Source organism: Pantoea sp. NPDC088449, from assembly GCF_044753225.1.
Taxonomy (GTDB): Bacteria; Pseudomonadota; Gammaproteobacteria; order Enterobacterales; family Enterobacteriaceae; genus Pantoea; species Pantoea floridensis.
In genome coordinates this window covers 517653-537497 of sequence record NZ_JBIVMT010000002.1, presented here as the reverse complement: position 1 = coordinate 537497, position 19845 = coordinate 517653, and the positions used below count along the sequence as shown (strand labels likewise).

Genomic DNA, 19845 nt, shown 5'->3' with positions numbered 1-19845 from the left:
TCTCCTGGTGTGGTTTTGATGTATTAATCACCGGAAGAGCATTATCTTAAAAGCATCATTTTTAGCACTTACCGATGCCTAAAAGGCAACGCAGGATGGAATATGCTTCAGCACCGTTTGTTTGTTTATATCGACCAGATCGCGCGCAGCGGTTCAATCCGCAAAGCTGCCGAGCGTCTGCATATCTCCGCATCGGCCATAAACCGCCAATTGATTGCGCTGGAAGAGGAGTTGGGTACGCCTTTGTTTCAACGTTTACCCCGTAAAATGATCCTCACGGCCGCCGGTGAAGCGCTGATTCACCATGTACGGCAGAGTTTCAAAGAGATTGAAATTGCGCAGATGAAAATCGAAGAGCTGAAAGGACTGCGGCGTGGCGAAGTCACCGTGGCAATGATGAGTGGATTGGCGGCAAACCTGATTCCGCGCGTGGCGGCCGAGTTCCGACGCGCCAATCCGCGGGTAAAATTGCTGCTACAACAGCTCACCACCGGTGAAAATATCACTAACGCGGTGGCAAGCGGTGAGGCGGATTTGGGTATTGGCTTTGATTTTGAACTGCAGCCGGTCCACCGCAATATTGCTAGCGTACCGGTGCGGTTAGGTGCGGTAGTAGGATCGGGACATCCGCTGGCGGAGAAATCCAGTTTACGCCTGAGTGATTGCCTGCCTTATCCGGTGGTGATTGCCGATAAATCGATGGTCATTCGCCCTTATCTGAATGAAGTGTTTGCACGCGCCTCGATCACTTTACAAGCGGTCATCGAAACTAACTCGATCGAAGTGATGCGCCAGTCGGCGATGATGGATCAAACGCTGACGTTTCTCACGCCAATCGATATTGAATCTGACCAGCGCAGCGGCCGCTTGATCTATATTCCGGTACGAGAACTGGCGCAGCATACGCAAACGCTGATGCTGATCGGTCACGATCGCGGCACCAGCGCGATTGGCAGCGTATTTGCTGAAACCATCAAAGGCATGATGTCAGGACTTGTGTAGCCTATAAGGTGCGCATTAATGCGCACCTGATCGCCATGAATGGCAACCCTACAGGTTCAGCGGCTGGTATGCGGTTCGCTCAGTAAGAAAACCAAGATCGAAACTCTGCACCTCGCGCGCCAGTTTCAGCAGCGCATGCGCGGCGCGATCGGTGGCGATCTTTCCGCGTTCGGCATCGGCGGCCGCTGCGTTGCCGGTGGTGCCGGAAAGGTGCAGGTCCTGTGCCATCCAGCCAAAACCAATACCGCCTTCTGGCGTCAAAATACCGCCGCGGGCTTCGAGCGCCACCGACGTGGACACAAAATTATCTGCGTGCTGCATCTGCACCAATTGTGGATGGAGATGCAGCATCATGCTGGTCTCGGACTCTCCGCCGTGAATGCCGTGATTGAGTTCATGTGCGCTATACAAGTCGGAAGCATCAAAGGTGTGAAACCAGCTGGCACCGACGGCAAACATGCCCAGTTCAATGCGTAACTGACGGCAGACGATCTCCATCAGCTGTGGCTGGCCGCCGTGTGAATTCCAGAAAATCAGTTTACGAATGCCAGCACGCCACGCGCTTTTTGCCACTTCAAACCACACCTTACCTAACACCTCGTAGGGCAATGAAAGCGTGCCGGGGTAAGCGAGATGTTCGTCGGATTTACCTATCGGCAGTGCGGGCATGACCAGCAGCGGCAAGTTATCAGGCAGTAATTCGACCGCGCGCTGAACAATGCCGGCATTTATTGCTGCATCGACGCGTACCGGCAAATGAGGCCCATGTTGTTCCACCGCACCGATTGGCAGTATGGCAACGATGTTTGCCATATCAAGTTCACTAAATTCTCGCGTAGAGAGATCCCACCACCAGGGTGAAGAGGGCATTTGCATAGTTACCTCCATTTTTTTCCCAACTTAGCGGGTTTACGCTGCAATGGAAGCAACAAAATTCGTACCGAGCGTTGCTTTTTAGGCATTCGAATTCAATGTAAGGTGGCCATTTATGGCGTATTGCTCGTCAGCTAAGCGTGAATCGGTCACCATAAATGGGGACCCAACGCGGATATAACCGGGTTTTCGTAGGGTGCGCATTCATGCGCACCTGCATAAAGAAGGATTGCCTAATTGAACGGCATTAGGCCATTTATGACCACCTATTTGTCCAGAATGCACGTACTGGGCTTAACCCTACTGCTCGATGCTGCTGAGCAACGCGTTTTGAATGATCTTCTGAGCTTTAAGCGGATTTTGCTCACGCTGCGCTTCCTGCAGCGCGGTGATATCCAGTTTATCTAATGCCCGGTAAATATGTTTCAGGAAGCGAATGGAGAGGTTGGCTGCTTCAACATGATCTTCACGGAAGGGAAATTGATCGAGCTGCCATACGCCATCCCAGTTGTTAATCTTCAGTACGTAGAAAAATTCAAAAATCTCCGTCATATGTACGGTGCCAACCACCAAATCATCATCCCAGCCGCGCAGGTTGTCATTGACGTCCATCCCAAATAAACGCCCGCGATCGATGATCAATTGAGCCGAATCCGCTGGAGATTCACCGGCAAACAGCGCGTGACCAAAATCCAGCAGCACGCCGACGTTAGGCAAACCAATGTCTTCAATGCCCAGCAGGGTGCGTGCGGCAGAATCCCAGGTCATCTTCACGCGCGGCTCGCGTGGTTTGTATTCAATAGCGAATTTTACGTCGGGATTGGCACTGGCCAATTCCCGCATGCCATCAACCGCCATCTTCCACAGATTCTTATGATCTACCTGGAACGGATAATCCCAACCGTCCTGACCTGGCCAAATTTTGACATAGTTGGCTCCGAGCTCTCGCACCACGGTGGCGGCTTCATGCATTAAATCGAAAGCCTGTTTACGGATAGCATCATCAGGGTTAGTGAAAGCACCGCGGGAGAAGCGACGTAAATAAATTTCCGGCGTGATGCCGATGGCTTGTAGGCCAGCATCTTCAAGGGCTTGTTTGACTTGAGCCACCGTAACGCCTTCAGTGAAAGGATAGGGGACATCAACGTAGGACAGGTCTTCGACGCTGGCGGCGAGTTTTATTTGGTCGAGAGTGCTGAGCGCCGGTCCATAACCATCAACCGCGTAACGATCGATATAGTTAGCGAAGTGCCACAATCCGGCACCAAATTTCGGATACGTGTAACTACTCATAGAACCTTCTCCTTAAATTATTGCGTGTTGGGTTATGCATGCAAATCGATTTGAATATATATTCAGTAATGGTTATATATTCCATTCTGCGCCTGGGCGTGCCTCGTTAACCAGCAGCTCATGCCGAAAATGCAACCTCAGTCACACAAAATCCAGAAAAGTGAAGATTGGGGGGATTCGCTACCACGTTGAGTGTTAATTGAACCGCACCAATTTGCGGTTCAATTAACAGGAGGGAATGATTAAATCTTTTCTAATTGGTAACCCATGCGATTTAGGCGATTAAATAACTCTTTATTGTTGGCACAGTTGAGTTTACGAATGATGCTCTGACGATGGTGACTGATCGTTTTACAACTCAGCCTAAGCGAATAGGCAATATCTGTCAGATTACTGGTTTGTCCCAGCAGTCGCAAAAGCCCAAATTCACGCGGTGAGAGCGTCTGCTTGGAACGTCGCGTACTCTGTGTCGTCGCGTGGCCCACTACCGCATCGCAAATGTCATCGAGCGAGCTGGTTTTAGCAAGGAATATCACTCCTGGCAGCACGCTCATAACGTAACTGACCACCGCTTTCTCATTGAGATCGGTAAGAACAATAATGCGCGTTGCAGGAGAAGACACTTTTACCTTACGTAACAGCTCAGTAAAAAACTGCACATCGCGGCCGTAAGCGGTTAATTCGCTGATCAGTACATCGCAGCCGGCAATATTTTTGAGGGCTGAATTGAGGCTGTCGATGTCAATTTTTTTAATTTGAACAGGTTTCTCAGAAAAATAGTGATTTAAACCTTCCGCAATCCATTGGTTATTGTCTACTAGTGTTAATGACAACATTTCTACCTCCCCATCCCAATTATGTTGTTATTAAATCGCGGCAGGGCACTGATAAGTATCAGACCGAGGAGTGGCGACTTGTACGAAATTTCCTAAATAACATTGACACGGAAAGCGGGAGATTCTTATGGTCTGGTTACAATGATGAAATCTTTGGGAGAAACGATGAAATTAGTTACAACACACTTAGTATTGGAACCTTTCGAACACGCACATTTTGACGGCCTGCGCTCGATGGAAAGCGATCCAGAGATAATGCGCTATATCAGCAATGGCATCGTGAAATCCCCTGAAGAGACGCGAGCCAATATTGAACGCGTTATGTTGCGCTGGCAGCAATACGGCTTTTCCTGGTGGGCGATGCGGGAAAAGGAGTCGCATGAAGTGGTGGGGGCGGCATGTCTACAACATTTAGCCAATCAGGATGGCGCACCTCTGGAAATCGGCTGGCGTTTGCACGCGAATCATCACGGTAAAGGTTACGCCACGGAAGCAGGCCGGGCGATTATTCAGTTTGCTGCTGAAAAGATAGGTGCAAAATATCTGGTCGCGGTTGCCGATCCCAAAAACACCGCCTCGCAGAAAGTGATGCAACGGCTAGGCATGAAATACAAAGCTATTGAGGAACATTACGATGTGCCATGTGTAGTGTATGAGCTACAAATAGCAGAGTGATGCTGAACTTAACAAATTTGACCACTTACCCATTCGCCAACGTATGACTCCGCCGGCAGCAGCTCATCAGCGTAGCGTTGAATGTGGTGCGTGAGCAGGGTAGTGATGCGTTGACGTTGGGGCGCGAAATTCTGGACTACTCAAAATCAGCGTGTCGCTTAAACATGCTTTGGCTGGTCTCACCTAGCTGGTCCATAAGCTCAAGCACGATCGCATCATAGACGATGAAGCAGAGTTGCTCAAAAGCCGAACCCATTGGCTGAGAGAAGTGTATTAGTTGACGATCGTTTTCCGTTTTCATCTTCCCCGGTAATACCAGCACGCTGCTTGCCAATTGGCCAATCGTCGAATCGGGTTTCATGGTGATAAGCGCAACCTCAACTCCATTTTCAACGGCTTGATGCGCCAGACTTTTCAGACTCGAGGTTTCACCACTGCCTGAACCAATAATTAATAAATCACCTGGTTTAGAATGTGGGGATGAAATTTCGCCTACCACGCTAACCGAGAAGCCTAAATGCACTAAGCGATTAGCGAACGCCCGTATAGCAATGCCACTTCGCCCGGCCCCCTGTAGGAAAATGTGCTTTGCATTACGGATCTGAGAGATGAGTTTCATCGCCTGCGCGTTGTCGAGTTGCAACGCATTTTGTTCCAAATCTTTCAGAATAGCGATGGTGTGTGCCTGAAAACTCATGAGTCATGATCCCCTTTTGCTATCGTGCGTGCGCCATCCATAACGAGGACCGCAGCCTTACTAGCGACTGTTTTTTTACTCGTTGGCATAGCGAATTCCATCTTTAAACAGATACATCGTCAATTCATGTGAATTGACATCTCTGCAAATTCACTCAAAAGAGTAACCTTTTTCTACTCACTTGGCATATCAAGACAGGTGTTATCTTTTGGATTTGTGACATTTTTCCGTATGGTCCAGATGGGGCTGACGGCCAAAGATTTGGCACCGGCAATTGGTCGGCAGAATCGCGTATATGAAGTGCTTAACCGCAAACGCGAGCTTACGCTTCCAATGATTCGCAATCTGCACAAACAGTTCAATATTCCGCTTGAAAGCCTTGTTGGCTGAAAGTACGGGAAATAATAAAAAACCGGCTATCACAGTCGGCTTTTTTTATGGCTGCAATCTGATGAGCGCTGCGCACAATGAAGATTGAAAAAAACATCATGGTGGCGCGGTGCTTACGGCAAGCATCAGAACGTACTGCAAACGGCAAATCCGGTCACGGGTTTTGCTACGCGAAAGTTTGCGGGCCAATGTGCTGCAAACGCACCAGAATTCACGTAGCGACGCCATCACCAACGCGGCAAAACCGGCAGGGAAGGTGCGAAGTAAAATTTATTTATAGCTGTGGCTGTTTGTAGTTGAAATCAAAACGGACAGAAGCGAATCCAACTGCATCAGACAGGATAATTGCGTATTACCACGCTTGGATCCTTTTACGCCCGAGTCATTTAACATAATCATGATTATGCGCACTTAATACTTCGGCGTCGCTACGTGAAAGTTATCTTAGTTTCGCACCATGTTCACCACAGAAATATCGCAGCAGCGTTACCGCGTTCTCACCGGTGTGCCTGCTCGAAAATGTCTTCTTTTTCAAGCACCTTTTTCGGGCTGCCATATCTAACCGCATTAAGCATAGCAATGCCTATTTCCTCGGTTGTCAGGATGGCGCGGGGAAAAATCAACTTCAGGACAGGAAGAATCGGCGTCATCAGTAGATAAAAAATACGATAGCTCGCCGTTTTGGAACGAACGCCCTTCATGGGCCGGATTATGGCTGGGCGATACATCAGCGCTGAATGGAATCCGATCGCAAGCAGTGCGTTCTCGGTTTTACCTTTAACCCGCGCCCACATAATTTTGCCATTTTCACTGCTGTCTGTACCGGCACCAGAAACATAGACAAACGTCATGTGAGGGTTTGATTGTGCCAGTTTAGCGGCGATGTTCACGGTTAAATCAAAGGTCAGCTTGCTGTATTGTTCCTCGGTCATACCTGCGGCACTGACGCCAAGACAAAAAAAACAGGCATCATAATCACGGCTATTCATCTCTACAGACAGATCTGCGGTGATGAGCTGTCGCAGTTTGGGGTGATTTTGAGAGATTGCTGCACGCACCACAACGGTTACGGATTCCACGTCTTCTGCCCGCAAGCATTCAAGCAATACGCCCTGGCCAACCATGCCCGATGCCCCGTAAATTAATAGGTTCACTTATTTGCTCCTGATTAGCCGGGCTGACCCGGCTCATTAACTAACACTCTTCACCGACGCTGTTTTCAGCAAATTAAGCAATGGTTTTGTATTCCAGATACGCCCCGATGCCATACATGCCATTTTCCCGGCCAAGACCAGACTGCCTGGTACCGCCAAACGGAGCAAAAGGCGTATGTACAAATGTATTAATTGATACCATCCCCGTATCCAGTTGATCGGCAATGTGCTTCGCACGCTGGCGGTTTTCACTGCTGACATATCCCGCAAGGCCATAAGGTGAATCATTAGCAATCGCTATAGCTTCGTCGTCGGTTTTGTAGGGAATAACGCAGAGAACCGGTCCGAAAATCTCTTCCCTTGCGATCGTCATCTGATTCGTGACATCGACAAAAATAGTGGGTTTCACAAAGTTTCCCGCCTCTAACCCATCAGGATGTCCTGCTCCGCCGGCAATCACTTTCGCACCCTCATCGATCCCTTTCTGAATATAGTCCTGAACGCGCTGGTATTGCTTTTGTGAGATCATCGGCCCAATGGCAGTATCGTTCTCATGCGGCATACCCACTTTAATCTGATCAATAGCCTGCTTCAGGGCCATGGTGATCTCATTCTGACGGCTTGCAGGAACCAAAATGCGCGTTCCGGCAATGCACGCTTGTCCGCTGTTGAGAAAACCTGTCGCCAGAATAAAAGGTACCGCCTTATTTAAATCGGCATCGTCCAGTACGATATGGGCCGATTTGCCGCCAAGTTCCAGCGTCACGCGTTTCATGGTCTGCGCGCTGAGGGCTGCAATACTTTTCCCCACTGCGGTTGAACCGGTAAACGAAATCTTGGCGATGTCTGGATTTTGCGACAGCTCAACGCCTACAACATCCCCTCGCCCGTTGACCATATTAATCAATCCGGCGGGCAAACCTGCGGCATGAACACACTCCATAATCACCTGGGTTTGAATGGCACTCATTTCACTGGGCTTGGTGACCACCGTGCATCCGGCAGCTAATGCCGTCGCCGTTTTGTTGCAGAAATAAATAATGTTCGCGTTCCAGGGTGTGATATGTGCGGCAACGCCGATGGGATTACGTGAAACTTCCGCTTCACCGACCTTTTCGGTGAAAGCCATGTTTAGCAGGCTCTCTTTTGCGCTGAGAATCGCGTCAGCAGAAGCTTTTACCAGGAACTGCGCCATCTGAATTGGGCCGCCATACTCGGTCACAAAAGCTTCCACATGATCATCCTGCCTTGCCATGATCGCATCATGAAATCGCTGCAGGTAGGCGGCGCGTTCTTCCTTCGTCGATTGCGAATAGCTTTGAAACGCCTGTTTTGCCGCCGCAATGGCTAGCCGCGTATCTTCTTCATTTCCCAGTACTACGCTGCCAATCACTTCATTCGTCGATGGACTTAAGAGTTCAAATTTCTCCTGGCCAATGGAATCGGTGAATGTACCGTTAATGTAATGTTGAGTGATGTGTTTCATCGTATTTCTCCTATGTGCAGTTAATGATTAACTAGTCAGTCATTTATTGATTAAGCGAAAGGCTAAATGCCTGTCGCTCTTGCGAACATATTGAACCCTGCTTCGGTTAATGCTTTTTTATCGTTTGGCGATTGCAACACAAAATCGATGGTTGATTCCGCCAGAGAAGCCATGACCGACGTGATAAATTCCACATTGTCACAAATGCCGGTGGTACCCAGTTCTGCCAGCATGATGTTAATCGCCTCAAACATAACGGCAGACTGCGCCCTCACTTCAGCAGTTACCACCCGCGACACCGACAGTTGCTGCAGTGTTGCGCGCTGTTCAGGATGGGCACATGCCCATTCGATATAAGCCATCCAGACATGATATGCCCTCTCTCTGATAGCAGACTGGAGAGGAAAACCGCGCATCAGCGCCTCAGCAACATCCGTTTTGATCGCCAGATAAAGTTGATTGAGCAACGTCACTTTGTCCGGAAAATAGGTGAAAAGTGAGCCAGACGAAATCCCTGCTTCACGGGCAATCAGAGCCGTTGTGGCACCCAACCCTTCCTCAGGGATAATTCGTAATGCCGCCATTAAAATGGCTCTACGTTTTTCTTCGTCAAGTGGCCTTGCCATACAAACACCTTAAATGAGTGATTAGTCAATCATAATGAACTTTTGAAACAATGCAAGTGAATGCTTTTCCTTACACTTTTTAATAGTGCATTTATTTACGATGGCTATGCTCAATTCGGGCTTAATGTGCCTATTAACATAATGAGGAAAAATCCAGTGCGTAAACTCTCACTAATTGTACTTACCGCAGGTATCTTGATGTCCGTAACGTCTCAGGTTGAGGCGAAAGGATGTTTGAAAGGTGCCGCTGTGGGCGGCGTGGCTGGTCATATGGCGCATCATGGCGTTGCAGGTGCTGCAGCTGGCTGTGCAGTGGGTCATCACATGGCCAATAAAAAGCAGAAAGAGGCTGACAGCAAAAAGCAGCAATCTCAGTAAGTTAGTTGGGCCGCCAGCTTCAGCGCGTCGGGCTGCAGCTGGCGGATTTAAGCCGTCACACTTTCCCCAGCCAATATAACGTTGCTACAGGCAGCATAAATATCAGCAAAAACAGAGGCAATTCTTCACCAAAGCTATATCCGGCCTTAGTCATTCCAGCGATAAGATTGGTTAACGAGACAGCGAACCACATCAAAGTAAATAGTGCTGGAAACAGCATTGCAACTGCCGGATAGATTGCGGAAAACAAGCGAACCAGCAAATAACACGCCCCCGCCAGCAGATAGCCACAGAGTAAAAATAGCAGCGTTCGCATCGTAGCCTCCAGCCCGCTTTTACCACCGCTAACGTATGCTCGGCCTTAACAGCGCATCTAACCCAATACGCTGCAAAAACTGTTTGCGAATACGATCGGCCACCGCATTCACCACTTCCGCACCGTCATCAGAGGGATCAACATGTACGCGGAACGGACGTTTACCCGCAGGCGCGTTGACGATACCGACCATTGCCGCCGCAACATCGGCAACATCCGCATCCGCCGGTTCACATTCTGCAAGGCCCTTTAATGCTTGTTCACTTAGTCCTGCGGTGGGACCGGTGAGGTTATATTCACGCTCGCGATCGCTATCAGCCGGTTTACCTGAATGGAGAAAGTGATTAGTCCCTTTGGTGAAGGCGCCAGGCACAATAATCGACGACTCAATTCCCCACAGCGCTAATTCTGCCGCATAGCTAACAGCCACGGCATCCATCGCCGCTTTCGCCGCAAAATAGGGGGCGAGATAAGGTGGCGTTCCGCCACGGGTACTGCTGCTGCCAACCCACAGCAGCAGGCCATTTCTTTGCGTACGCATGTGCGGAAGTGCAGCCCGGTTTACCCGCTGGGTACCAAGGACATTGATGTCATAAAGCTGTGAGAATTGTTCCGGCAAGAAGGCTTCCGCTGGCCCGTATGCCATATGTCCAGCATTGTGGACCACGACATCTAATCGTCCCTGCTCGGCAATAATTCTGGCGATCGCTGCATCGGCTGAATCCTGTGACTGCACATCCAATTCAATCGCCTGCATATTTACACCCTGTGTCTTCGCGTACTGCAGTGTGCTCTCAACTTGCGCTGCGTTACGCCCTTTGGTGTCGCGCATACTGGCGTAGACAATGTGCCCGGCATGGGCGAATGCACGACAGGATAAGGCGCCAAAACCGCTCGACGCGCCGGTAACCAGAATGACTTGTTGCATAATATGCTCCTGCTTGCAGATCCGCCGATTAGGCGAAACCGCCGTTAACACGAATCACTTGCGAATTAATCCAGCTCCCGTCAGCGCTCGCCAGCATGGCAACCGCACTGGCGATCTCTCCAGGCGTACCGATACGTTCCAGCGGCGCCAGTTTAGCGATAGCGGCGATTTGCTCTTCGCTCTTACCGTTAAAGAACAGATCGGTGCCGGTCGGCCCAGGCGCGACGGCATTGACGGTGATGTTGCGACCACGCAATTCGTTGGCCAGTACATGAACCAGGCCTTCCACCCCCGCTTTGGACGCGATATAAGGACCGTAAGCCGGGAACGATTTTGCGATCACGCTTGTCGACAAGGCGATGATGTGACCACCCTCGCTCACGGATTCGGCGGCGTTCGCCAACACCAGAAAAGCGCCGCGCAAATTGGTGTTGATGGTTTTATCGAAGTCGGCAAGACCGGCTGGCGTGATCTTCACCATCGGCATAATTCCCGCGCTGTGTACCACAACGTCCAGACTACCGGTAAAGGTTTTGGCTTCACTGAACAGGCGGCTAACATCCGCTTCGTTTGCTACATCGCCTTGAATCGCGATGGCTTTGCCGCCTTTAGCGATGATGCCCTGCACGGTTTCCTGTGCAGCGCTGGCGTTGCCGGCATAGTTCACGATCACAGAAAATCCATCCTGTGCCAGACGCTCAACAATCGCCCGACCAATACCGCGAGAGGCGCCCGTTACCAGAGCTGTTTTCGTTACAGAACTCATGTGTTTCTCCCAATGTGAAGGTAATGACTCACGCATCCGCGTGCTGTGAAATCCATACTAATGCTTTATAAATAGAGATAAAGCTGGCTAAATTGATATGATAATTCCGTTTTCGTTAATAATTAGCGCGTGAGAAAAGATAATGGATAAGTTTGAAACGCTGCTGCTGTTTACGCGTATTGTCGAGTTAGAAAGTTTCAGTCAGGCGGCAGATCAGCTAGGCGTGCCGCGCGCCACGGCCAGCAATGCGATCAAACAGTTAGAAAAAAATCTTGAGTGCCGGCTGCTCGAAAGAACCACCCGTCATGTGCGGACTTCATTGGACGGTAAAGCTTTCTATGAGCGGTGCGTGCATATCCTTTCCGAACTTGATGACGCTGAGTCATCGTTGCGACATACGGTTGCGCGGCCGCGTGGCATTTTGCGGCTCGACCTCCATGGCGCGCATGCAACGCGCATTGTGCTACCGAATATCGATCAATTTCACCGTAGCTATCCGGATATTGAATTGGTGATCAGTAGCGGCGATAGGCTGGTTGATTTAGTGCGGGAAGGCGTTGACTGCGCAGTCAGAGCGGGAAAACTGCATGATTCCTCCCTGATGGCGCGTCATTTGGCCACGATGCCTCAAGTGATTTGCGCCAGTCCCGATTACCTCGGACGCTTTGGTATGCCGCAGCATCCCGAAGAATTAATGGCGCATCAGTGCGTTAATTTTTTCTCGACCACGGGCGGCGTGAATTATTCCATTGAGCTAATTATCAATGGTAAAAAACAGGCGTTCTCGCCCAAAGGTTGGGTGACGGTAAACGATGCGGAAAACTATGTTATCTGCGCATTACGAGGGGCGGGATTGGTGCAGTTACCGCGTTATCACGTTGCGGAGGCGCTGGCGGACGGAAGATTGGTCGAGGTGCTCAACGCATGGCAAAGCCCTGGCATGGAGGTTTCCGCACTTTATCCGCAGCATCGCCAGCTGTCGCCCAGAGTGCGCGTCTTTATCGATTGGTTACTGAGCTTGTACAGTGCGACCTTCGCGGCGGAAAAAATAAGGAAGTAAAAGTCGATAACGCGACGAAGGCCTTATCAACTGATTAATCCCGTCAGCTTGCAAAAGTAAAACGATCGGTTTACTTTTTAAGGATGAATAAACAACAAGACATTATTGATGCCGCTGAGCGGCTGTTTTATCTCAATGGCTTTCATGCCACCAGTACCGATCGCATCTGCAGCGAGGCCAATGTGTCTACACGCACGATGTATCGCTATTTTCCTTCTCGCGAAGCCTTGACGGCTGCGGTACTGACAGCGCGTCAGGAACGTTTTTTCGCCGCGCTATATGCCGCAGAACATCCCCACGCAATAAGCCAGATATTCGATGCCATGAGCGCATGGATGCTTGAATACGGTAACAACGGCTGCTTATTCCTCAAAGCATGGGGAGAGTATGCCGGGGAGGATATCGCACTGGCTGAACAGGCGATGGCATATCGTCATAGCATGCGCGCTTACATTGCGCGCTGCGTTCACAAGCTTCACGGCGAGGAGAAGGTGGCGCTAGCTGATGCCATATGGCTACTGTTTGAAGGTGCGCTTACCTCCGCGTTGATCCTCGGCGCGGTGAATGCATGTGAGGCGGCTAAAGCTGCCGCACTCCAGCTGCTGAATCTCAGTGAGCAGCCATGAAAGGGACTGCGCTGGTCCTGACCGGCTTTTCGCTTATCGCCATCACTTATGGCATGGCGCGCTTCGCCTGGGGCCTGATGATGCCAGACGTGATGCACACTATTCCTTTGACACCGCGTATATCTGGCGTACTTTCAGCCAGTAGTTTTGCGGCCTACTGCGTCGCGGTGATGCTTGCGCCGATGCTAACTTCACGCGCCGGGCCGCGGTTTTCCGCGATGGTTGCAGCCCTGTGTGCGGCAACGGGATTGCTGCTGCTGGCCAGCGCCGCATCGCCATGGCTTCTCGGTGCAGGGCTGTTTATTGCCGGCCTAAGCGCTGGCCTTGCTTCTCCGGCGCTGGCAGACGCGGTGAGCCAGCGCATAGAATCCCGACAACAGCCGCAGATGAATACCGCGATCAATGCCGGGACCAGCATGGGGATCATGCTGTCCGTGCCCATTTTGTTTTGGCTACCGGGAGGCTGGCGAGCAGCCTGCGCCCTGTTTGCTTTGCTGGCGCTCATTTGCATCCTGCCAGTATGGCGTCAGCTGCCCGGAAAAAGTGACGCTGCGCGCCACTCATCGTGGCTCAGCACACTGCGCCAGCGCTCGCTTCAGCGGCTAATCGTCATTGCGTTGATTAGCGGCATCGCCAGCGCGGCCTGGTGGAGTTTTGGCCCCGATTTATTGCATCACATTGATGTGAATGCCAGCGTCGTGAGTCTGTTATGGCTGGTTGGCGGTGCGGCAGGCATTTTCGGCGCATTAACGGGGCCGATGGCAAAATGGATTGGCATGAATGCTGTTTATCGACTGTCGCTATGCGGTATGTCGTTACTTTTGCTGCTGCTGGCACTCAGCCATCACTATGCGTGGTGGCTATTTCCTGCCGTGGCATTGGGAGGAGCTGCTTATGTGACGCTTTCCGGCGTGCTGCTGGTATGGGGTGCCGAAGCAACAGCGCATTCGCCTGCCAGCGGCGTTGGCATACTGTTTTTTATGTTAGCGGCTGGACAAGTGATCGGTTCGCTCCTTTTTGGCCAGGTCTACGCCAGTGCAGGCGCAGCGAGTGCGTTATTACTCTTCGCCGCGCTACCCCTGGCGATGCTTTTTCTTACACCAGCGAAAACCGATTAACGTCACTCATCACGGAAGGGATCTTTTTTGTGGTCTTCACTGTCATCGCGCGTTCTGGGAATCTCACCGTGCTCATTAGGCGCATCTTTAGCCGGGTGCTTTTCATCTTTAACATCACGTCTTTTTTCCGGGTGGTCTGTCATCTCGATCTCCTTAGTATGAGTAGAGTTTAAGTGTAGATGATCAATCGCCCGGCTCTTGTGGCTTGCCACAAGAAACGGGGCGAAAATTCGCCCCTGGCACTTATTCCAGCGCCGTTAAAATTTGCATGGCGGCCTTTACCCGCTCGGTATTCGGATAATTTTTATTGGCCAGCATAACAATGCCCACCTGCTTTTGCGGGATAAAGGCAACATAAGCACCGAAACCGCCGGTGGCGCCTGTCTTATGTACCCACGATGCCGCTACACGCGGGTGTATCGACGCATCCACCACCGGTTGTGGCCCCAGCGCAACGGTATTATCAGCCCCCTTCTCGGCCATGGCAGCCTGATCAGGCCAATCAAGCATTTCCCAGCCAAGTCCCTGATATAAATTATCGGTGCGATAAAACCGTGTCTGCGCGAGATCAAGGGCTTGTTGTAATGTCTTATCATCCACCTGTTTTGGTGCCATATTGGCCTGCAACCAGCGCGACATATCTTTAATGGATGACTTCACCCCATAGGCTTCTGCATCCAGCATCCCCCGCGATACGCGTACGGGTTTGCCCTGCCGATAGCCCCAGGCGTAAGAATTTTTCTGCGCATCCGGCACCGTAATAAAGGTATGACTGAGCTTAAGTGGCGTAAACACGCGCTGCTGCATCGCCTGCTCGAAAGAGAGGCCGCTCGGCTTCACGGCTAAATAACCAAACAGGCCGATGCTGCTGTTGGCATATTGCCGTGTCTTGCCGGGTGACCATTGAGGTTGCCATTGGTGATAAAAGTCTACCAGTTCAGGCTCATTGGTCACGCTGTCCGGGACCTGTAAGGGCAGACCACCCGCGGTGTAAGTCGCCAGTTGCAGCAACGTAATGTGGCGCCACTGAGGCTGATTAAGTGCCGACCAATATTGGCGCGCAGGATCGTTAAGTGAGATCTCGCCTTTGCTGACGCCTACGCCGGCCAACACCCCGGTGAAAGTTTTACTCACCGAGCCTAATTCAAACAGCGTGTCCTGGGTTATCGGGCGATGGCGTTGTTCATCTGCCATACCCCAGGTGAAAAAGTGAGGATGGCCTTTCACAATCACCGCTACGGCCATGCCGGGGATGCCTTGCTGCTGCATCAATGGCTTTATGGTTTCACTCACGGTTTTTTCTACATCTGGCGTGGCGGCCACGCCTGTGGAGCATACCGATGCCAGGAGCGTTGCTATCCACGCTTGAGAAATCAATTTCATTGTATTTAATCTTCCGGGTTGGTGTTCCGCGAGCAGTTTGCCCAATTTGACAAGCCGCAACAAACGGTTAATTTTAGCGTCAGACAATAGAAAATCTTACAGGTTAATGCATGACGCGCCCCTACATACCGCTCAATGCTCTAAGGGCATTCGAAGCGGCAGCTCGCCATTTAAGTTTTACTAATGCAGCGATTGAACTGAATGTCACCCACGCGGCGGTGAGTCAACAGGTGAAATCGCTGGAGCAGCAGCTCGGTTGCCAATTATTTGTGCGGATTTCGCGTGGATTGATGTTGACCACTGAAGGTGAAAGTCTGCTGCCGGTGCTGAATGATTCGTTTGATCGTATTGCCGATACGCTGGATCGCTTTTCTGCGGGAACAATGCGTGAAAAATTAAAAGTGGGGGTGGTGGGTAGCTTTGCCACCGGCTTACTCATCCCGCGTTTGAGCGATTTCAACCGCCAGCATCCACATATTGAGCTGCAACTCTCCACCCACAATAACCGTGTCGATCCCGCTGCCGAGGGGCACGATTATACGATTCGTTTTGGCAGCGGAGCCTGGCACGGAACCGAGGCACAGTTTATTTGCGATGCGCCTCTCTCACCGCTTTGCAGTCCTACCATTGCCCAACAGCTGCAGCAACCCGCTGACGTGCATAAATTTACCCTGCTACGCTCGTTTCGCCGCGATGAGTGGAGCCATTGGTTGCAAAGCATAAACGAACATCCCCCCTCGCCCTCACATCCGGTGATGATCTTCGATTCTTCACTGACGATGGTTGAAGCCGCACTGCTGGAAGTCGGCATTGCGTTAGCCCCGAGCAAGATTTTCCATCACCTGCTACAGACGGATAAGCTCGTCCGTCCATTTACCGCTGAGATAGATCTGGGTGGCTACTGGCTTACACGCTTGCAATCACGCGCAGAGAGCGCCGCGATGACGGCGTTTTCTGCGTGGCTGGGTAAAGAGTTTGGCATGGCGAGCTAAACAATGACTTAGCTTTCGATCCTGTTAGCTTTTGCCAGCATTCGGGCAAGAATTGAAGAATAAAGGGGTTTACCGCCAAAGAACTGCGCGGCTAGCGTGGCCCCCAGGCAGGTGATGATCATGGGCAGAATCAGCTGATAATTGTTGGTCATTTCCAACACCAGCACAATGCCCGTCAGGGGAGCGCGCACCGACGCGGCGAAAAGCGCGCCCATACCCGCAACGGCAAAAGTAGCCGGCTCCAGCTGTAATCCCGGGAACCACTGCATGCACAATTGGCCGTAGCAGGTACCTAAAAGTGTGCCCAGAGTGAGCATTGGTGCAAAAATACCCCCGGGCGCACCGGAAGAGAAACAGCAAATGGTTATCAGCGTGCGCAGCGCGAAGAGGAAGAAGAGTGCCTGTGCGCTGACATTACCACTGGTAAAGTCCGGGACCAGCGAGATCCCGCCCTGCACGGCCTGTGGTAGCACCATTCCTATCACGCCACAGGTGCCGGCCAGTAAACTCCCCCCTATCACCCATGGCGTTACGCGTCCTTTATGCCAGCGCTGAAACTGATCCTGTGCAGCAAAAATCAGGCGATTAAACGCAACGCCGCATCCCCCAAATAACATACCCAGAATCAGATAGAGCCAAAGTGTATTAGTAGGCGCATCCCGTAACTGACCAATATTAATGATTGGCTCATTTCCGTTGCATAGGCGGAAAACAATGCTGGAAACGATAACGCCCACAAACACCGCTTTGATAGAAATGAGGCTATAGCGAAACTGGGGCCGCATCTCTTCAAGAATAAACAGGATACCCGCCAATGGTGCGTTGAAAGCCGCTGATAAACCGGCTGCAGCCCCTGTTGCCAGCAGCGTATGGCGAGACTCAGCGGCACGCACGCGGAAAAGATCAACGCACATCCCACCAATATTTCCCCCCAGCTGAACGGTGGGCCCTTCCCGTCCTAGCACCATGCCGGAACCCAGCGCCCCCATTCCGCCAATGAATTTCACTGGCAACACACGCCACCAGCGCACCGGACGTAACTCCTCCAGCGCACCTTCAATTTCCGGGATGCCCGAGCCGCCCGCTTCCGGCGCATATCGGCGCACCAGAAAGTAACCTATGCCGCCCAGGACAGCGGCCAGAAAAAAAGCGCTCATACCGGTCAACCACGGGCTGCCATCTACGTTATCGATCATGTTGAGGCGGGTGTGAATAACAAAATTTACGGCGCGGTCAAACGCCACGCCGATCAGTCCCGTTAGCACGCCCACCAGCGCCGCCAGCGCTAATAGCAAGGCTGGCGTTTTATCACGACGTAATAGTTTCTGTATCAATATGAAACGTCCGGCACGTAAAAACGTGCGGGGCTCTGCAGATCGTTCATTAGCCAACATGCGTACCCTTTGTTTCCGCACCACGATGCAAACTTTAGTATGAGAAGATGGAGATAAGCATACTGAGAATGACGATCAAGTTAATGCAATAATTCGCAAGTGAATTTTTCAAAACGACCGGGCAATAACAGCGATTACTGGAGCGTGGCCGTCGCTACGGTGCCGTCTGAATTGAACGTCATTAGCACATGCCAGGCTGAATGATCGGTAATCTTAAAAAAGTCGCCATCATTCTCACGTGTGAATCCATATTCCACCAGTGCCGCAAAAGCGCTCGTTTTAGGCTGTGCCAGAACGCGTGCCTGCAGAAAGGAGGCGATATCACCGCGCTGGCGTTCCATCACGCTGTTGCGTGACTCGGCGGCTGGTCGATTAGCGTCATTCTGTGCTTTGGTTTTGTGGATATCGCACCACGTCGCTTCAGTTTGCATATCGCATCCCGAGCGTGTCAGAGCAGCCCGATGAGCGGCGTTGATGGCATGTGCAGGGCTGATAGCTACCATTATCAGGGCCAGCAAAGCACAACGAAAAGAACCTCGATTCATTCCTTTTTCCTCGATCACACTTAAGCCAGAGCGGCGCTTACATTTCTTTACGAAGCGCAGAGTAGAGTGCGGATAGCCATCATGCTTTGATCTGCATCAGGTTCCAGATAGCAGTGGCAACAGCGTAATGCATCACTTACTATGCAAACACTATGGAAATCAATCTACTGGGTTTTATTCCTGCGCTGCTTCCCGTGGCATGCTCACCTGGGGCAAGCTTCACGCTGGCCATGAACAGCGCGCTGGCGGGCGGACGTCGTGGACTGATCCGTACGCTGGCGGGCACTGCTCTAGGCATTTATACGCATGCCCTGCTCATTGGCTTGGGCCTCACCGCTATCCTGGTTTCATCTCCCGGTGTGTTTGGCATGTTGAAAGTAGCGGGAACCGTTTATCTGCTTTGGTTAGGGACGCAGCTGATACTGAGCGGATGGAAAGCGCAACGCGTTGATTTTACGCGTGAAAATTCGACCGTAACGTTAAAAGAAGCCTGGCTGGCTAACGTGCTAAACCCCAAAGCGGTGATCTTTTATCTGACGGTGGTATCGCAGTTTGCTGGAAGTAGCGGTGAAGTGAGTCATTATCTGGTGCTGGCGTCGGTCCATATTGCGGTGATGAGTTTATGGCTGATTGCGGTGAGTAATGTGCTGATTTTTTCAGCCCGCAAGGCGGACCCTGTGGTGCTGAAAAAATACGTTAATATTGGCGGGGGGTTACTGCTTATTGTTTTCTCGCTTGGCAACCTGTTCCACTAACGGTTAATCTTGCTCTTCAGCTATCAGGGTAAGTTTTTCGTCAGTCGCCTTCTCTTCTTCCAGCGTTTCGCCCAACAACTTCGCCGCATCCTGATAATCAAGTTTAAGCGCTAAGGCACGTAGCGTACCGTAGGTGGCAATCTCGTAGTGCTCAACTTTTTGAGCCGCACCAATCAATCCGGCATCTCTTACCGGTCCTGCTTCCACTTCATCAATGATTTCCTGCGCCTCTTCAGCCAATCCTTCCAGCGCATGGCATTTCATTCGTTTAATCCGAACCCCTTCAGTGAGTTCAACCAGCTGGTCAATGCGATCAATTTGTCCGCGCGTTTCTTCAAGGTGAAGTTCAAATGCAGCAACTAAATTTTCATCCGTAGCCGCACGAATCATTTTGGGTAGTGCTTTGGTAATCTGCTTTTCAGCACTATAAATATCAGATAAATCATGTACGAAGAGATCATGTAGCGTTTTAATAGTCATAATATTACCTTGTTGTAGGGTATTGATAAAAAAAGGCGGGGAAGCTGCGGCCATTTATTATGGCTGCAACCT

The 19845-nt window shown here is 51.1% G+C and carries 23 protein-coding genes and 1 pseudogene; 9 read left to right on the top strand and 15 right to left on the bottom strand.

Annotated features, from left to right (window positions below; genetic code table 11):
• Nucleotides 1–102: 102 nt before the first annotated feature.
• Nucleotides 103–1002 (top strand): LysR family transcriptional regulator, encoded by a 900-nt coding sequence (locus tag ACIP6T_RS13745; protein ID WP_097097874.1) that lies wholly within the window; start codon nucleotides 103–105, stop codon nucleotides 1000–1002.
• A 48-nt stretch (nucleotides 1003–1050) separates the two neighbouring features.
• Here the strand turns inward: ACIP6T_RS13745 and ACIP6T_RS13740 are convergent, their stop codons facing one another.
• The 3 genes from ACIP6T_RS13740 to ACIP6T_RS13730 form a co-directional block, all read right to left on the bottom strand.
• On the bottom strand, nucleotides 1051–1878 hold the full coding sequence (locus tag ACIP6T_RS13740; protein WP_400457771.1) for a creatininase family protein: 828 nt from the start codon (nucleotides 1876–1878) through the stop codon (nucleotides 1051–1053).
• A gap of 297 nt (nucleotides 1879–2175) precedes the next feature.
• The gene (locus tag ACIP6T_RS13735; RefSeq protein WP_400457768.1) at nucleotides 2176–3168 is read right to left on the bottom strand and encodes a sugar phosphate isomerase/epimerase family protein; all 993 of its coding nucleotides are present in this window, start codon (nucleotides 3166–3168) and stop codon (nucleotides 2176–2178) included.
• 242 nt (nucleotides 3169–3410) lie between these two features.
• Complete coding sequence (locus tag ACIP6T_RS13730; RefSeq protein ID WP_400457767.1) at nucleotides 3411–4004, bottom strand: DNA-binding response regulator; 594 nt, start codon at nucleotides 4002–4004, stop codon at nucleotides 3411–3413.
• 141 nt (nucleotides 4005–4145) lie between these two features.
• On the opposite strand from ACIP6T_RS13730, the gene ACIP6T_RS13725 reads away from it, so the two are divergent.
• Nucleotides 4146–4679: a GNAT family N-acetyltransferase gene (locus ACIP6T_RS13725; protein ID WP_400457766.1), complete on the top strand. Its 534-nt coding sequence runs from the start codon at nucleotides 4146–4148 to the stop codon at nucleotides 4677–4679.
• Between the two features lie 136 nt (nucleotides 4680–4815).
• Here ACIP6T_RS13725 and hxlB read toward each other — a convergent pair whose 3' ends face one another.
• Nucleotides 4816–5376: a 6-phospho-3-hexuloisomerase gene (gene hxlB, locus ACIP6T_RS13720; RefSeq protein ID WP_400457764.1), complete on the bottom strand. Its 561-nt coding sequence runs from the start codon at nucleotides 5374–5376 to the stop codon at nucleotides 4816–4818.
• A gap of 225 nt (nucleotides 5377–5601) precedes the next feature.
• Here hxlB and ACIP6T_RS13715 point away from each other — a divergent pair.
• A pseudogene (locus tag ACIP6T_RS13715) lies at nucleotides 5602–5766 on the top strand (type II toxin-antitoxin system HigA family antitoxin); the annotation flags it as partial.
• 497 nt (nucleotides 5767–6263) lie between these two features.
• On the opposite strand, the gene ACIP6T_RS13710 reads toward ACIP6T_RS13715, so the two are convergent.
• The 3 genes from ACIP6T_RS13710 to ACIP6T_RS13700 all read right to left on the bottom strand — a co-directional run bounded on the left by ACIP6T_RS13710 (nucleotide 6264) and on the right by ACIP6T_RS13700 (nucleotide 9032).
• Nucleotides 6264–6920 (bottom strand): epimerase, encoded by a 657-nt coding sequence (locus ACIP6T_RS13710; RefSeq protein WP_400457763.1) that lies wholly within the window; start codon nucleotides 6918–6920, stop codon nucleotides 6264–6266.
• 73 nt (nucleotides 6921–6993) lie between these two features.
• Nucleotides 6994–8406 (bottom strand): aldehyde dehydrogenase family protein, encoded by a 1413-nt coding sequence (locus tag ACIP6T_RS13705; RefSeq protein ID WP_400457761.1) that lies wholly within the window; start codon nucleotides 8404–8406, stop codon nucleotides 6994–6996.
• A gap of 62 nt (nucleotides 8407–8468) precedes the next feature.
• Nucleotides 8469–9032: a TetR/AcrR family transcriptional regulator gene (locus tag ACIP6T_RS13700; protein ID WP_097097882.1), complete on the bottom strand. Its 564-nt coding sequence runs from the start codon at nucleotides 9030–9032 to the stop codon at nucleotides 8469–8471.
• A 156-nt stretch (nucleotides 9033–9188) separates the two neighbouring features.
• Between ACIP6T_RS13700 and ACIP6T_RS13695 the strand changes: the two genes are divergently transcribed.
• Complete coding sequence (locus tag ACIP6T_RS13695; protein WP_097098335.1) at nucleotides 9189–9410, top strand: hypothetical protein; 222 nt, start codon at nucleotides 9189–9191, stop codon at nucleotides 9408–9410.
• Between the two features lie 55 nt (nucleotides 9411–9465).
• Here ACIP6T_RS13695 and ACIP6T_RS13690 read toward each other — a convergent pair whose 3' ends face one another.
• From ACIP6T_RS13690 to ACIP6T_RS13680, 3 genes are read right to left on the bottom strand one after another with little or no spacing between them, the layout of a single operon-like run.
• Nucleotides 9466–9726, bottom strand: a complete 261-nt coding sequence (locus ACIP6T_RS13690; RefSeq protein ID WP_400457760.1) for a hypothetical protein — start codon at nucleotides 9724–9726, stop codon at nucleotides 9466–9468.
• A gap of 28 nt (nucleotides 9727–9754) precedes the next feature.
• Nucleotides 9755–10654 carry an SDR family NAD(P)-dependent oxidoreductase gene (locus tag ACIP6T_RS13685; protein WP_097097884.1) on the bottom strand — a complete coding sequence of 300 codons (900 nt, stop codon included), beginning with the start codon at nucleotides 10652–10654 and terminating at the stop codon, nucleotides 9755–9757.
• A 28-nt stretch (nucleotides 10655–10682) separates the two neighbouring features.
• Nucleotides 10683–11420, bottom strand: a complete 738-nt coding sequence (locus tag ACIP6T_RS13680; RefSeq protein ID WP_345830737.1) for an SDR family oxidoreductase — start codon at nucleotides 11418–11420, stop codon at nucleotides 10683–10685.
• A 142-nt stretch (nucleotides 11421–11562) separates the two neighbouring features.
• On the opposite strand from ACIP6T_RS13680, the gene ACIP6T_RS13675 reads away from it, so the two are divergent.
• The 3 genes from ACIP6T_RS13675 (at nucleotide 11563) to ACIP6T_RS13665 (ending at nucleotide 14224) form a co-directional block, all read left to right on the top strand.
• A complete protein-coding gene (locus tag ACIP6T_RS13675; protein WP_400457758.1) occupies nucleotides 11563–12480 on the top strand; it encodes a LysR substrate-binding domain-containing protein in 918 nt (305 codons plus the stop codon).
• An 83-nt stretch (nucleotides 12481–12563) separates the two neighbouring features.
• Nucleotides 12564–13106: a TetR/AcrR family transcriptional regulator gene (locus ACIP6T_RS13670; protein WP_400457757.1), complete on the top strand. Its 543-nt coding sequence runs from the start codon at nucleotides 12564–12566 to the stop codon at nucleotides 13104–13106.
• Nucleotides 13103–14224 carry an MFS transporter gene (locus ACIP6T_RS13665; protein ID WP_400457755.1) on the top strand — a complete coding sequence of 374 codons (1122 nt, stop codon included), beginning with the start codon at nucleotides 13103–13105 and terminating at the stop codon, nucleotides 14222–14224. Before ACIP6T_RS13670 ends, ACIP6T_RS13665 begins: the two co-directional genes overlap by 4 nt.
• A 2-nt stretch (nucleotides 14225–14226) precedes the next feature.
• Here the strand turns inward: ACIP6T_RS13665 and ACIP6T_RS13660 are convergent, their stop codons facing one another.
• Nucleotides 14227–14367 carry a hypothetical protein gene (locus tag ACIP6T_RS13660; RefSeq protein WP_400457754.1) on the bottom strand — a complete coding sequence of 47 codons (141 nt, stop codon included), beginning with the start codon at nucleotides 14365–14367 and terminating at the stop codon, nucleotides 14227–14229.
• A gap of 100 nt (nucleotides 14368–14467) precedes the next feature.
• On the bottom strand, nucleotides 14468–15607 hold the full coding sequence (gene ampC, locus ACIP6T_RS13655; RefSeq protein ID WP_400457752.1) for a class C beta-lactamase: 1140 nt from the start codon (nucleotides 15605–15607) through the stop codon (nucleotides 14468–14470).
• 110 nt (nucleotides 15608–15717) lie between these two features.
• On the opposite strand from ampC, the gene ampR reads away from it, so the two are divergent.
• Nucleotides 15718–16599 (top strand): LysR family transcriptional regulator AmpR, encoded by an 882-nt coding sequence (ampR, locus tag ACIP6T_RS13650; RefSeq protein ID WP_400457750.1) that lies wholly within the window; start codon nucleotides 15718–15720, stop codon nucleotides 16597–16599.
• Nucleotides 16600–16607: 8 nt separating this feature from the next.
• Here the strand turns inward: ampR and clcA are convergent, their stop codons facing one another.
• Both clcA and ACIP6T_RS13640 read right to left on the bottom strand, forming a co-directional pair.
• Complete coding sequence (gene clcA, locus ACIP6T_RS13645; RefSeq protein WP_400457748.1) at nucleotides 16608–17993, bottom strand: H(+)/Cl(-) exchange transporter ClcA; 1386 nt, start codon at nucleotides 17991–17993, stop codon at nucleotides 16608–16610.
• A gap of 134 nt (nucleotides 17994–18127) precedes the next feature.
• Nucleotides 18128–18424 carry a hypothetical protein gene (locus tag ACIP6T_RS13640; RefSeq protein WP_400457746.1) on the bottom strand — a complete coding sequence of 99 codons (297 nt, stop codon included), beginning with the start codon at nucleotides 18422–18424 and terminating at the stop codon, nucleotides 18128–18130.
• Nucleotides 18425–18690: 266 nt separating this feature from the next.
• Here ACIP6T_RS13640 and ACIP6T_RS13635 point away from each other — a divergent pair, with 266 nt between their 5' ends.
• A complete protein-coding gene (locus ACIP6T_RS13635) occupies nucleotides 18691–19293 on the top strand; it encodes a LysE family translocator (RefSeq protein WP_400457744.1) in 603 nt (200 codons plus the stop codon).
• Nucleotides 19294–19296: 3 nt separating this feature from the next.
• Here ACIP6T_RS13635 and ACIP6T_RS13630 read toward each other — a convergent pair whose 3' ends face one another.
• Nucleotides 19297–19773, bottom strand: a complete 477-nt coding sequence (locus ACIP6T_RS13630) for a ferritin-like domain-containing protein (RefSeq protein WP_400457742.1) — start codon at nucleotides 19771–19773, stop codon at nucleotides 19297–19299.
• Nucleotides 19774–19845 lie beyond the last annotated feature (72 nt).